This window comes from Tateyamaria rhodophyticola (genome assembly GCF_047777875.1).
Taxonomy (GTDB): domain Bacteria; phylum Pseudomonadota; class Alphaproteobacteria; order Rhodobacterales; family Rhodobacteraceae; genus Tateyamaria.
In genome coordinates this window covers 588582-600808 of sequence record NZ_CP180519.1, presented here as the reverse complement: position 1 = coordinate 600808, position 12227 = coordinate 588582, and the positions used below count along the sequence as shown (strand labels likewise).

Genomic DNA, 12227 nt, shown 5'->3' with positions numbered 1-12227 from the left:
TGAGTTGCCCTGAACAGGCTAGCCGCCGGGCATCCGCAGGTAAAGCGCCATGCTACTGCACCACCCGTTGTTCCATGGCTGCGACCGTAGCGATCAAGGGGCCCTGATCCACGATGATGAGGCCGCGGCGCGGGCGGTCGAGGTCGATGATCACGAAGACGAGCGAAACGATCAGCACGGGCATGACCAGCGCGGTGGCCGTGATCCGCGTGCGGCTGACCCCCGATCCGTAGCCGAGCAAACCGCCCGAAAGAAGGAACGTCAGATACAGCATGATCAGCACAACTTCGGGCACATGGCGGTCGATTGCGGCGTCGCGCGCAGCCAATTCGTCGATTACATCGTTGAGTGCGTTTGCAAAGGCTGTGGTGGCCGGGTTGGGTGCCTCCCGCACAATGCGCGCGGCCTCGGACCAGAGCGCGGCAAAGGTCTGCTCGGCCTGTGCAAGGCTCGCGTCGCGTTCTTCGCTCAGCGATGCGGGGATCGTCGACGCGCGCAACCGCTCCGTCGCATAGGCCCGCATCAGGTCCTTTGCAGTATCGGGATCATTCAGCAGGTCAGTGCGCAGCCACGCGGTGCCGATGGCATTCGCCTCTGACACGACGGCGGCAGAGCGGGCGTCGTGCCGGCCCAGTGCGACACTGAACGTAAAACCAAGCAACAGGCCAAGTATGCCGAGGATGGAGGCTTGCGTCGCCGTGACCTGACCAGTTTCGGTTTCGTCCCGCGCGGGATGCCTGCGCCCGATTACACGGCCCGCAAACATCGCACCGAACATGCCCAGCAAGAGCCCGAGGGCAATCCAGAGCGTGGGAATATCGTACATGATTTCGTTCTCCAACGTCGCGCCCCCTTGAATGTGCGTTATGCTGCGGGACCGGGCTGCGTGCCGAGGTGTGACGCCGCGCCGCTCAAGCCGGTTCGCGCAGAACCCGTGGCACCTTGAATTCCACGTTCTCGACCGCCGTCTCGACCATCTCGATCGTCACATCGTAGCGGTCGCGGAACGCGTCGATCACCTCGTTGATCAGCACTTCGGGCGCGGACGCGCCTGCGGTGATGCCCACGGACCGGATGCCCTCGAGGCTGCGCCAATCGATATCCGTGGCGCGTTGCACCAGTTGCGCGTAATCGCACCCGGCGCGCGCCCCCACTTCGACCAGCCGTTTGGAGTTCGATGAATTGGGCGCACCCACCACGAGCATCGCGTCACAGCGTGGCGCCATGGCCTTGACCGCTTCTTGCCGGTTGGTGGTGGCGTAACAGATGTCTTCCTTGTGCGGGCCGACGATCTTTGGGAACCGCGCCTGCAATGCGGCGACGATATCGGCGGTGTCATCCACGGACAGGGTGGTTTGCGTGACAAAGGCGAGGCGTTCGGGGTCGCGCACATCGACGGCTCCCACATCCTCGACCGTCTCGACCAGCAGCACGTCGCCGTCGGGCAACTGGCCCATGGTGCCAACGGTTTCAGGGTGGCCCGCATGACCGATCATGATCATCTGCAACCCGTTGTCAGCGTGGCGCTGCGCTTCGATATGCACCTTGGAAACGAGGGGGCAGGTCGCGTCGACATAGATCATCTCGCGCGCCTGGGCGGCGGCGGGCACGGATTTCGGCACGCCATGTGCGGAAAAGATCACGGGCCGGTCGTCGGGACATTCGCTCAGCTCTTCGACAAAGACCGCGCCCTGATCGCGCAGGCTGTCCACCACGAATTTGTTGTGCACGATTTCGTGGCGCACATAGACCGGCGCGCCCCATTTCTGGAGCGCCATCTCGACGATCTTGATCGCACGGTCCACACCCGCGCAGAACCCGCGCGGCGCGGCAAGAAAAAGGGTCAGGGGGGGATTGGCCATGGGTTCTCTCCGAGCGTCTTGGCCCAGAGGTAAGGTGTTCGGCGGACCGGGTCCAGCCCGCCGAACGGATCGGTATCAGGCTTGCAGCCGTTCTTCGCGCTCCGGCATCGGTTCGCGCGGGGGGCGACCGATCACATCCTTGAGCTCATCAAGTTCGATGAAGTTGTCGGCCTGGCGGCGCAGATCATCCGAGATCATCGGAGGCTGGCTGCGAATGGTCGACACGACCGACACGCGCACACCCTGACGTTGCAGGCTTTCGACCAGGGGGCGGAAATCGCCGTCGCCCGAAAACAGCACGATATGATCGACGCGGGGGGCCAATTCCATCGCATCCACTGCCAGCTCGATATCCATGTTGCCTTTGACCTTACGGCGGCCCATGGAATCCGTGTATTCCTTGGCCGGTTTGGTCACCATGGTGAAACCGTTGTAATTCAACCAATCCACGAGGGGGCGGATTGGTGAATATTCATCGTTTTCAAGCAGGGCCGTGTAATAGAATGCACGCAGCAATTTGCCGCGACGCATGAATTCCTGGCGCAACAACTTGTAGTCAATGTCGAACCCAAGCGCTTTGGCTGCGGCGTAAAGGTTCGAACCGTCGATGAACAGCGCCAGCCGTTCGTCTTTGTAAAACATAAAATGTCCTTCCGAAAATTCGGGTACCGCCAGCATTCGGTGAGTGAGTGGTTAAAAAAAAACACTGGTGGCAATCGCAGGAAAATAGGTAATTTGATTGGCGTCGCAAGTCTCCAAAATGGTGCGTATCAGCGAAATGTTGCCTCAAAACCGATCAAATCTACTTGTTGCCCTAGGGTCAAATCAGGATTCTGATGGCGTTTCCCCTACGGAAGCCCTTCAAACAGCTGTTACAAATCTGGTGCAGGTGGGCGCAGTGATTCGCAACCGGAGCGCGATTTACCAGACGCCCGCATACCCGGCCGGGTCCGGCCCCGACTTTGCCAATGCCGTGGTCGAGATCGACGCAGGGTGGAACGCGCGTGAGGCGATCACGGTCCTGCACGGGATCGAGGCCGAGATGGGGCGGCGGCGCCGCGCGCGATGGGAAGAACGGCACATTGATCTTGATCTGCTGGCCATAGGAGACACGATCCGCCCGGATCTGGCCACGGCGCGGCTTTGGATGGGCCTGCCCGTGGAACAGCAGCAGGTCAAGGCGCCCGAACAGCTGATCCTGCCGCATCCGCGCCTGCATGAACGCGCCTTTGTTCTGGTGCCGCTCGCTGATGTGGCGCCCGATTGGGTGCATCCCGTGCTGCGGCGCAGTGCGGCGGACCTTCTTGCGGCATTGCCGGCGGACGATGTAGCCGCGATCACGCCCATGCAGGCGGGCTGGGATTAGGGTCCTTCCCCCAAGCCGATTGCGTCCTTGCCATTTGAGTGAATCGCGCCTAGATACACGCTCTCACCTTCCCGCATTCCGCCCAAGGAGCGCCCAATGGCTCGTGTAACCGTCGAAGATTGCGTTGACAAAGTTCCCAACCGTTTTGAGTTGGTGATGCTGGCCGCCCACCGGGCGCGCGAAATCTCGTCCGGGACGCCGATCACCGTGGACCGCGACAACGACAAGAACCCCGTCGTGTCCCTGCGCGAAATCGCCGAGGAAACGCAAAGCGCCGAAGAGCTGCGCGAGCGTCTGATCGAGAGCAACCAGAGCCAGATTGAGGTGGACGAGGCCGAAGAGGACGCAATGGCGCTTCTCATGGGGGCCGAGCAGGACAAGCCGGAAGAAGACAGCATGTCCGAAGAGATGCTTCTGCGTCAGCTGATGGCTGCACAGGGGCAGGGCTAACCTCCCACAGGGCGAGGACAGAATGATCTCTGCTGACGATCTGATTGCCCTTGTCCGCAACTACAATCCCAAGACGAATGAGGCGCTGATCCGCTCTGCCTATGCGTTTGGTGCGCAGATGCATGACGGGCAGTTCCGCCATTCCGGTGAGCCGTATTTCACCCATCCTGTAGCGGTAGCCGCGATCCTGACGGAACAGCAGCTGGATGATGCGACGATCATCACCGCGCTGCTGCACGACACGATCGAGGATACCAAGGCCAGCTACTCCAGCGTTGCCGAAGGCTTTGGCGACGAGATTGCGCGGCTGGTTGATGGGGTGACAAAGCTCACCAACCTGCAACTGTCCTCCGTCGAGACCAAGCAGGCCGAGAATTTCCGCAAGCTTTTCATGGCGATGTCCAAGGACATGCGCGTCATCCTGGTCAAGCTCAGCGACCGGTTGCACAACATGCGCACCATCCGCTCCATGCGCCCGGACAAGCAGGTGCAAAAGGCGCGCGAGACCATGGACATCTTTGCCCCCCTTGCGGGTCGCATGGGGATGCAGTGGATGCGCGAAGAGCTGGAGGATCTGGCGTTCAAGGTGCTGAACCCGGACGCGCGGTCGTCGATCATCCGGCGCTTCATCACCATGCAGCGCGAGACGGGCGACGTGATCCAGCGCATCACCGGTGACATGCGCCACGAATTGGAAAAGGCGGAAGTCGGGGCCGAGGTGTTTGGGCGGGCGAAAAAACCCTATTCGATCTGGCGCAAGATGCAGGAAAAGGACCAGAGCTTTTCCCGGCTCAGCGACATCTATGGCTTTCGTATCATCACCGGCTCCGAAGAGGATTGCTACCGGACGCTGGGGGCCATCCATCAACGCTGGCGTGCGGTGCCGGGCCGGTTCAAGGATTACATCAGCCAGCCCAAGACCAACGGGTATCGCAGCATTCACACCACCGTGTCGGGCCGCGATGGCAAGCGGGTCGAGGTTCAGATCCGCACCCGCCAGATGCACGACGTGGCCGAAACCGGTGTGGCGGCGCATTGGTCCTACCGCGATGGTGTGCGGTCGCAAAACCCCTTTGCCGTCGATCCCGCCAAGTGGATCAGCCAGCTGACCGAACAATTCGACAGCGAGGACGACCACGAGGATTTCCTCGAGGCGGTCAAGCTCGAGATGTATTCGGATCAGGTCTTCTGCTTTACCCCCAAGGGTGAGGTGGTGAAGCTGCCCAAGGGCGGCACGCCAATTGATTTCGCCTATGCGATCCATACGCGGATCGGCAACGCCTGTGTCGGTGCCAAGGTGGACGGGATGCGCGTGCCGCTGTGGACCCGGGTCAAGAACGGGCAATCGGTCGAAATCATCACCGCCGAAGGCCAGACGCCGCAGGCCACGTGGCTCGAGATTGCGACAACGGGCAAGGCCAAGTCCGCCATCCGCCGCAGCTTGCGCGAGGCGGACCGGGAACGGTTCATCACGCTGGGCCGGGAACTTGCGCGCTCGGCCTTTGCCCATGTGCGCAAGAAAGCGACGGACAAGGCGCTGGATACCGCGGCCAAACAGCTGCGCCTGACGGGCGGGGACGAAGTTCTGGCCCGGCTTGGGTCGGCGGAGCTGACCGGTCGCGAGGTCGTTCAGGCGATTTACCCTGACCTGACGCCCAAGGAAGGCAAGAAGGTGGACCGGCAAAAGGCCGTCATCGGCCTGCGCCCCGGACAATCGTTTCAACGCGCAACCTGCTGCAACCCGCTGCCGGGCGAGCGGATCGTGGGGATCACCTTCCGCGGCGAAGGCGTGGTCGTGCACGCCATCGACTGTGCGCGCATGATCGAATACGAGGACCAGCCCGAGCGCTGGCTGGACCTGCATTGGCACGACGGGGCACATGCGCCGGTCTACAGCGCCACGCTGGATCTGACGATCGGCAATGACGCGGGCGTGCTGGGGCGCATTTGCACCTTGATCGGAGAATCCGAGGCCAATATTTCCAACCTTGAATTTCTCGACCGTAAACCTGATTTCTACCGTCTGTTGATCTATGTGGAGCTTCGGGATGCGACCCATCTGCATACGTTGATGGGCGCGCTCGAAGCTGAAAGTGACGTTGCCGCCGTCGCCCGTTTCCGCCAACCGGCGGCACCGGCCGGTGCGGGGCGGCGCGCTGCGGAATGACGGTGAAGGAGACCTGAGCCATTGGTGTTCAAACGCCGCGACAGAAAACCCATCTTGCGGGCCGTGCTGGAGTTCCTCTGGCCACGGGGCGGATGGGCGCGTGCGTTTCACTATGTCCGACACCGGCTGCGGCGCCTGCCTGACAGCCCGGAGCGCATTGCACGCGGCATCTGGGCGGGGGTGTTCACCACGTTTTCACCGTTTTACGGCATCCACTTTGTGATTGCCGGTCTGCTTGCGGTGATCATGCGCGGCAACGTGCTCGCCGCCCTTTTGTCGACCTTTTTTGGCAACCCGCTGACCTATATCCCGATCATAGCGACGTCGATGTTCACCGGCTATCACATGCTCGGTCTCGATCCGTCCCGCCTGCGGTTTCGGCCGCATCAGGGCGATGACGAACCCACCGTCGGGGAACGGTTTGCCGATGCCGCATCGGCGCTGTGGCAGAACTTCAAGGCGATGTTCACACCGGACGTGGCCAATTGGTCCTCGTTGCGGGTGTTTTATGACGAGGTGTTCTTTCCGTTCATGATCGGTGGCATCCTGCCGGGCATCATTGCGGGCACCATCGCCTATTACCTGTCGGTGCCGGTCATCCGCGCCTATCAGAAGCGGCGCAAGGGCGTGCTCAAGGCCAAGTTCGACGCGCTGAAGGCCAAGGCGGCAGCCAAGGCCGCCGACATCACCCAGAAATCCGACTGACGGGCGCGGTGCGCGCTTGGTACAATTTCGTCGCAATGTCCGCATTTCCCTGCCCGGGTCACCGCGCTAGACTCTGGGGCCAAGGGACAGGGAAAGGACATCTGCAATGGATCCGCTTGGACAGCTTCGCCTTGGCGTGAACATCGACCACGTGGCCACGGTGCGCAATGCGCGCGGCGGTGCCACCCCTGATCCGTTGCGCGCGGCCAAGATCGCAGAGGCCGCAGGCGCTGATGGCATCACCGCGCATCTGCGCGAGGACCGCCGCCACATCTCCGACGCCGATATCGAAGGGCTGATGGAGGTGCTGGAGGTGCCGCTGAACTTTGAGATGGCGGCCACGGACGAGATGCAGGCCATTGCCCTGCGTCACAAGCCGCACGCCGTGTGCATCGTGCCCGAAAAGCGCGAAGAGCGTACGACCGAGGGCGGGCTTGAGGTCGCGCGCGAGGAAAACCGGCTGGCGCATTTCATCGCACCGCTGCGCGAGGCCGGGTGCCGCGTGTCGATTTTCATCGCTGCGGACCAGCGCCAGATCGAAGCGGCCCACCGCATCGGGGCAGAGGTGATCGAGTTGCACTCCGGGGCCTATTGCGACGCCCATCACGACGGTGATTTCGCCAAACGTGACAAGGAGTTGGAGGCCATGCGCGACATGAGCAGCTTTGCCCATTCGCTGGGGCTTGAGGTGCATGTCGGGCACGGGTTGACCTATGAGACGGTTCAGCCGGTTGCCGCATTCCCCGAGGTGATGGAGCTGAATATCGGGCATTTCCTGATTGGGGAGGCGATCTTTCTTGGTCTTGATCCTGCCATCCGCGAGATGCGGCGGCTGATGGATGAGGCGCGGGCATGATCCGGCACTGTGTCTTTCTGAACCTGTCCAGCGGCGCGGATATGGGCGCGCTGGACAAGGTGATGCAGGGGCTTGAGGCGCTGGTCGATGACCTCATCGGGTGCAGCGATTTCGTGCACGGTCCCAACCGCGATTTCGAGAACACATCGCCCGAACACCGCTACGGCTTTACGCTGGATGCAGCGGACGCCGAAACGCTGGCCACATACGCCAATGATCCGCGCCACAAGGAGCTGGGCGGCCAGCTGGTGGCGCTGTGCGAGGGCGGCGAGCGCGGCATTGTCGTCTACGACATCGAGGGCGATTGAGGTGGGCCCCGAATTTGCAGCGATCTGGATTGCGTGGCTGCTCGCGGGCGGCTCACCGGGGCCTGCGACGATGGGCATCGCAGGCACAGCAATGAGCGCGGGCCGCGCCTCGGCGCTGGCGTTCAGCTTTGGCATTCTGGCGGGGTCCGCCAGTTGGGGCATCGCGGCGGCCCTTGGTCTGTCGGCGCTCATGCTGACCCATGTGTGGGTGTTCGAGATCATCCGCTATGTCGGGGCCGCCTACCTCGCGTGGCTGGCGATCAAGGCCCTGCGCAGCGCGTGGGCGGGGAACGCGGCCCATGCGGGCACGCCGTTCCGGGGCAGCGCGCGCACGCTGTTCATCAAGGGCGCTGCGATCCACATCACCAACCCCAAGGCGATCCTGAGCTGGGGGTCCATCTATGCCATCGCACTGCCGCCGGGGGCAGGGCCTGCGATGGTGTTCCAGTGCTTTGGCCTGCTCTATGCCGGATCCATCCTGATCTTTGTCGGCTATGCGTTTCTCTTTTCCAACGCGCGGGTGGTTGCGGCCTATGGCCGGGCGCGGCGGTGGTTTGACCTCGCCTTTGCCGGGTTCTTCGGCTTTGCCAGCCTCAAGATCCTGACGGCGCGCCTGCAATGATCCTTGGCATCGGCACGGACCTTGCGAATATCGAACGCATCGCGGGCACGCTGGAGCGGTTCGGCGACCGGTTCCGCAATCGCGTCTTTACCGAGACCGAACAGCGCAAGGCCGAACGGCGCGCGGATGTGGCAGGCACCTATGCCAAACGCTGGGCCGCCAAGGAGGCCTGTTCCAAGGCGCTTGGCACCGGCCTGCGCATGGGCATTTCGTGGAAGGACATGGCGGTCAGCAACCTGCGCACGGGCCAACCGGTGATGCATGTCACCGGCTGGGCGGCAGAGCGTTTGGCCGACATGACGCCCGACGGGCACGAGGCGATCATCCACGTCACCCTGACCGACGACCACCCGTGGGCACAGGCCTTTGTCGTGATTGAGGCGCGCCCGCTTGCCAAGGGCTGACGCACATTTGTCCCCATTGGCTTGACACCTTCCGGGCGCACCCGCATGTAGCCTCAAACTCACCACAAGGAGCGCGCAATGGCCGCCAAGGAAAAGCCGCAGAACGGAGTTCTGGAGACGATCAAGACCATCGTCTATGCGCTGCTGATCGCCGGTGTGTTCCGCACGCTTTTCTTTCAGCCGTTCTGGATCCCGTCGGGGTCGATGAAGGAAACGCTGCTGATCGGGGATTTCCTGTTCGTGAACAAGATGGCCTATGGCTATTCCTATGCGTCCTGCCCGTCGATCCGGGTGATTGGTCTGGACGCGTCGCGCATTTGCGGATTCATCGACGGCGACAACACGCGCATCTTTGCCGGTGAGCCGGAGCGTGGCGACGTGGTCGTGTTCCGTCATCCGGTCACGGGCACGGATTTCATCAAGCGGTTGATCGGTCTGCCGGGCGACACCGTGCAGGTGCAGGACGGGGTCGTGATCCTGAACGGTGAGCCGGTGCCGCAGGAGGCCGCTGGCAACTTTGTCGAGGTGTTCGAACGGCAGGGGCCCCAGGGGCAGGAGCCACGTTGCGCCAATGGTCCGGTTGGCTTGGGTGCGGATTGCATCAAGGAACGTTATGTCGAGACATTGCCCGGTGGTGCAGACTACACCGTGCTGAACGTCGCCACGCAAGGGTCGGACAACACGTCGGTCTACCGTGTGCCTGAGGGTCATTTCTTCTTTATGGGCGACAACCGCGACAACTCCGCAGACAGCCGTCTGGCGCAAGTGGTGGGCGGTGTCGGGTATGTGCCGTTCGAAAACCTGATCGGGCGCGCGGATCGCATCATGTTCTCGTCTGCGGGCCGGTCGATGCTGTTCTTCTGGACGTGGCGGGGGGACCGCTTCTTTAAGGGGATCGAGTGAGCCAGCCCGCGACCGTCACCGGGGCATTGCGCCAGTCCTTTGACTGGACAGGTGTGTCGGGACGCGCGGTTTATGCCACGGCTTTTGCGGCGCAGATCCTGTGCCTTGGCGCCGCTCTGATCTTTGCCCCTACGCTGCCGGTGATGTGGGTGATCGTTGCGGTTGCGACCTTTGTGTTCCTTGGGCAGATGCGCCGCCGCATGCGTGATGCGGGATGGCGCGGCGGATGGATGTGGGTGGCCATGGTGCCCTATCTCGGGTTCATCCCCCAATTGATCCTGTTGTTCCGGCGCAGTGCCGGGACGCCGCGCAGGGGCGAAAACACGACGCTGCGCAAGGTCGGCTGGGCGGTGGCGCTGGCCTTTTGCCTGCTGCTTGCGGGGCGGTCGTCGTTTTATGCGCCGTTCTGGATCCCGACGGGCAGCATGGCGCCAACATTGGTGCACAACGATTATCTGTTCTCGGGCAGCCGGTTTGTGACCGTGGCGCGCGGCGATGTCGTGGTGTTTCGACACCCGGTCAACGGCACGGATTTCGTGAAACGGGTGATCGGGCTTGGCGGCGATACGGTGCAGATGGTGGCGGGCCGGGTTGTTCTGAACGGAACGACGCTGCCCCAGACACCGGCAGCCGATTTTGCGGAGACGATGGAGCGGCAGGGCGCATATGGCACCTATCCGCGGTGCCGGAATGCGCCGGTGGCTTTGGGGGAAACATGCCTCAAGACCGCAGCGGTCGAGACCTTGCCGTCCGGGCGCAGCTATACTGTGCTGGATATCCGGCCGGAGCGCACGGACGACACCGAAGTGGTGACCGTGCCGGACGGGCACATGTTCGTGCTGGGCGATAACCGTGACAACTCTGCTGACAGCCGTATGCCGCAGGCCGCGGGCGGGATCGGGACCGTGCCGCTGGAGAACGTCAAGGGGCGGGTGCGCCGGGTTGTCTTTTCGCTTGATGGCGATCCCACGCGCCTGTTTCGGAGGGTGCCATGAAATTGAGTGCGGACCTGCGCGCCTTTGAGGCGCGGATCGGACACCGGTTTGCGACGCCGGATCTGTTGATCGAGGCGGTCACACATGCGTCGATGTCATCGCCCACGCGGCAGGACAATCAGCGGATGGAGTTTCTGGGTGACCGCGTTCTGGGCCTCGTGATGGCCGAAGCGCTGTTGCAGGCGGACCCGAAAGCCGCCGAGGGGCTGCTTGCGCCGCGCTACAACGCGCTGGTGCGCAAGGAGATTTGCGCGGATGTCGCGCGGGACATCGGCCTCGGTGATGTGCTGCGGCTGGGCCGGTCCGAAATGGTGTCGGGCGGGCGGCGCAAGCAGGCGCTTTTGGGCGATGCGGTCGAGGCGGTGATTGCCGCCGTCTACCTGGATGCGGGGTTCGAGGCGGCGCGGGACATGATCTTGCGCCTATGGGGCGCGCGCATCGGTGCCGTCGAAGGCGACGCGCGCGACGCAAAGACCGCATTGCAGGAATGGGCGCAGGCGCGCGGGATGCAACCGCCGCGCTATACCGAACAGGCGCGGTCCGGGCCGGATCATGCGCCGGTCTTCACCATTGCCGCAGCACTTGACAACGGGGCCGAGGCGCAGGCTACGGCGGGGTCGAAACGAGAAGCACAGCAAGCGGCGGCCAAGGCGCTGCTGGATCAGATGGAAGCGGGAAAATGACGACACGGGCAGGATTTGTTGCGCTGATCGGAGAGCCCAATGCGGGCAAGTCCACCCTGCTGAACCGCATGGTGGGTGCCAAGGTCAGCATCGTGACACACAAGGTGCAGACCACGCGCGCGCGCATCCGCGGCGTGGCCATGGAGGGCGACGCGCAAATCGTGTTTGTGGACACGCCGGGCCTGTTCCAGCCGCGCCGCCGTCTGGACCGCGCCATGGTGGCCGCCGCCTGGGGCGGTGCGGCGGATGCGGATGTGGTCGTGCTGATGGTCGAAGCGCATCGCGGCGTGACCGACGGGGTGCAGCGCATTCTCGATGGCCTCGGGGAGGTCGGGCAGGGGCGGCGCATTGCGCTCGCCATCAACAAGATCGACCGGGTGGACGCACCGGTGTTGTTGGGCCTGACCAAGGACCTGAACGAGCGGTTCGACTTTGCCGAAACGTTCATGATTTCCGCCGAAAAGGGGCACGGGGTCGAGGACCTGCGCCGTTGGTTGGCGGGGGAGGTGCCGGAGGGGCCGTGGCTTTACCCGGAGGATCAGATCGCGGATCTGCCGATGCGGATGATTGCCGCCGAGATGACGCGGGAAAAGCTGACCCTGCGGCTGCATCAGGAGCTGCCCTACCAGCTGACCGTGGAGACCGAAAGCTGGGAAGAGCGCAAGGACGGCTCGGCCCGGATCGAGCAGCTGATCTATGTCAGCCGCGACGGGCACAAGGGCATCGTGCTGGGTCACAAGGGCGAGACGATCAAGGCGGTGAGCCAGGCCGCGCGGGCGGAGCTGACGGAGTTTCTGGGCCGCAAGGTGCACCTGTTCCTGCAGGTGAAGGTGCGCGAAAAGTGGCAGGACGAGGCGGAGCGGTATGACCAGATGGGGCTGGATTTCAAAGATGGCAATGTGTGAG

At 63.2% G+C, this 12227-nt stretch carries 15 protein-coding genes; 12 read left to right on the top strand and 3 right to left on the bottom strand.

Going from position 1 to position 12227, the window contains the following annotated elements:
- Positions 1 to 52 precede the first annotated feature (52 nt).
- The 3 genes from ACERHN_RS04365 to ACERHN_RS04355 all read right to left on the bottom strand — a co-directional run bounded on the left by ACERHN_RS04365 (position 53) and on the right by ACERHN_RS04355 (position 2504).
- On the bottom strand, positions 53 to 826 hold the full coding sequence (locus ACERHN_RS04365) for a hypothetical protein (protein WP_415921427.1): 774 nt from the start codon (positions 824 to 826) through the stop codon (positions 53 to 55).
- An 85-nt stretch (positions 827 to 911) separates the two neighbouring features.
- Positions 912 to 1862: a 4-hydroxy-3-methylbut-2-enyl diphosphate reductase gene (gene ispH / locus ACERHN_RS04360; protein ID WP_415921426.1), complete on the bottom strand. Its 951-nt coding sequence runs from the start codon at positions 1860 to 1862 to the stop codon at positions 912 to 914.
- Positions 1863 to 1937: 75 nt separating this feature from the next.
- A complete protein-coding gene (locus ACERHN_RS04355) occupies positions 1938 to 2504 on the bottom strand; it encodes an NYN domain-containing protein (RefSeq protein WP_415921425.1) in 567 nt (188 codons plus the stop codon).
- A 118-nt stretch (positions 2505 to 2622) separates the two neighbouring features.
- On the opposite strand from ACERHN_RS04355, the gene folK reads away from it, so the two are divergent.
- The 12 genes from folK to era all read left to right on the top strand — a co-directional run bounded on the left by folK (position 2623) and on the right by era (position 12226).
- On the top strand, positions 2623 to 3228 hold the full coding sequence (gene folK / locus ACERHN_RS04350; protein ID WP_415921424.1) for a 2-amino-4-hydroxy-6-hydroxymethyldihydropteridine diphosphokinase: 606 nt from the start codon (positions 2623 to 2625) through the stop codon (positions 3226 to 3228).
- Positions 3229 to 3324: 96 nt separating this feature from the next.
- Positions 3325 to 3678: a DNA-directed RNA polymerase subunit omega gene (rpoZ, locus tag ACERHN_RS04345; protein ID WP_415921423.1), complete on the top strand. Its 354-nt coding sequence runs from the start codon at positions 3325 to 3327 to the stop codon at positions 3676 to 3678.
- A 22-nt stretch (positions 3679 to 3700) separates the two neighbouring features.
- Positions 3701 to 5845 (top strand): RelA/SpoT family protein, encoded by a 2145-nt coding sequence (locus tag ACERHN_RS04340; protein ID WP_415921422.1) that lies wholly within the window; start codon positions 3701 to 3703, stop codon positions 5843 to 5845.
- A gap of 21 nt (positions 5846 to 5866) precedes the next feature.
- Positions 5867 to 6550 carry a DUF2062 domain-containing protein gene (locus tag ACERHN_RS04335; protein ID WP_415921421.1) on the top strand — a complete coding sequence of 228 codons (684 nt, stop codon included), beginning with the start codon at positions 5867 to 5869 and terminating at the stop codon, positions 6548 to 6550.
- 106 nt (positions 6551 to 6656) lie between these two features.
- The gene (locus tag ACERHN_RS04330) at positions 6657 to 7406 is read left to right on the top strand and encodes a pyridoxine 5'-phosphate synthase (RefSeq protein ID WP_415921420.1); all 750 of its coding nucleotides are present in this window, start codon (positions 6657 to 6659) and stop codon (positions 7404 to 7406) included.
- Positions 7403 to 7714: a Dabb family protein gene (locus ACERHN_RS04325; RefSeq protein ID WP_415921419.1), complete on the top strand. Its 312-nt coding sequence runs from the start codon at positions 7403 to 7405 to the stop codon at positions 7712 to 7714. Before ACERHN_RS04330 ends, ACERHN_RS04325 begins: the two co-directional genes overlap by 4 nt.
- Before the next feature lies 1 nt (position 7715).
- Positions 7716 to 8336, top strand: a complete 621-nt coding sequence (locus ACERHN_RS04320) for a LysE family translocator (RefSeq protein WP_415921418.1) — start codon at positions 7716 to 7718, stop codon at positions 8334 to 8336.
- On the top strand, positions 8333 to 8740 hold the full coding sequence (gene acpS / locus ACERHN_RS04315) for a holo-ACP synthase (protein WP_415921417.1): 408 nt from the start codon (positions 8333 to 8335) through the stop codon (positions 8738 to 8740). Before ACERHN_RS04320 ends, acpS begins: the two co-directional genes overlap by 4 nt.
- Positions 8741 to 8818: 78 nt before the next feature.
- Positions 8819 to 9643 (top strand): signal peptidase I, encoded by an 825-nt coding sequence (gene lepB / locus ACERHN_RS04310; RefSeq protein ID WP_415921416.1) that lies wholly within the window; start codon positions 8819 to 8821, stop codon positions 9641 to 9643.
- A complete protein-coding gene (lepB, locus tag ACERHN_RS04305; RefSeq protein ID WP_415921415.1) occupies positions 9640 to 10638 on the top strand; it encodes a signal peptidase I in 999 nt (332 codons plus the stop codon). The genes lepB (ACERHN_RS04310) and lepB (ACERHN_RS04305) overlap by 4 nt, the downstream gene beginning before the upstream one ends.
- Positions 10635 to 11321, top strand: a complete 687-nt coding sequence (gene rnc / locus ACERHN_RS04300) for a ribonuclease III (RefSeq protein ID WP_415921414.1) — start codon at positions 10635 to 10637, stop codon at positions 11319 to 11321. The genes lepB (ACERHN_RS04305) and rnc overlap by 4 nt, the downstream gene beginning before the upstream one ends.
- A complete protein-coding gene (era, locus tag ACERHN_RS04295) occupies positions 11318 to 12226 on the top strand; it encodes a GTPase Era (RefSeq protein ID WP_415921413.1) in 909 nt (302 codons plus the stop codon). Before rnc ends, era begins: the two co-directional genes overlap by 4 nt.
- Position 12227 lies beyond the last annotated feature (1 nt).

Excerpts from the sequence above, each read along its gene's own strand:
- acpS (WP_415921417.1), top strand. The coding sequence starts at position 8,333 with ATGATCCTTGGCATCGGCACGGACCTTGCGAATATCGAACGCATCGCG.
- ACERHN_RS04355 (WP_415921425.1), bottom strand. The coding sequence starts at position 2,504 with ATGTTTTACAAAGACGAACGGCTGGCGCTGTTCATCGACGGTTCGAAC.
- lepB (WP_415921416.1), top strand. The coding sequence starts at position 8,819 with ATGGCCGCCAAGGAAAAGCCGCAGAACGGAGTTCTGGAGACGATCAAG.
- ACERHN_RS04340 (WP_415921422.1), top strand. The coding sequence starts at position 3,701 with ATGATCTCTGCTGACGATCTGATTGCCCTTGTCCGCAACTACAATCCC.
- ACERHN_RS04330 (WP_415921420.1), top strand. The coding sequence starts at position 6,657 with ATGGATCCGCTTGGACAGCTTCGCCTTGGCGTGAACATCGACCACGTG.
- folK (WP_415921424.1), top strand. The coding sequence starts at position 2,623 with ATGGTGCGTATCAGCGAAATGTTGCCTCAAAACCGATCAAATCTACTT.
- ACERHN_RS04325 (WP_415921419.1), top strand. The coding sequence starts at position 7,403 with ATGATCCGGCACTGTGTCTTTCTGAACCTGTCCAGCGGCGCGGATATG.
- ACERHN_RS04365 (WP_415921427.1), bottom strand. The coding sequence starts at position 826 with ATGTACGATATTCCCACGCTCTGGATTGCCCTCGGGCTCTTGCTGGGC.
- ispH (WP_415921426.1), bottom strand. The coding sequence starts at position 1,862 with ATGGCCAATCCCCCCCTGACCCTTTTTCTTGCCGCGCCGCGCGGGTTC.
- rnc (WP_415921414.1), top strand. The coding sequence starts at position 10,635 with ATGAAATTGAGTGCGGACCTGCGCGCCTTTGAGGCGCGGATCGGACAC.
- era (WP_415921413.1), top strand. The coding sequence starts at position 11,318 with ATGACGACACGGGCAGGATTTGTTGCGCTGATCGGAGAGCCCAATGCG.
- rpoZ (WP_415921423.1), top strand. The coding sequence starts at position 3,325 with ATGGCTCGTGTAACCGTCGAAGATTGCGTTGACAAAGTTCCCAACCGT.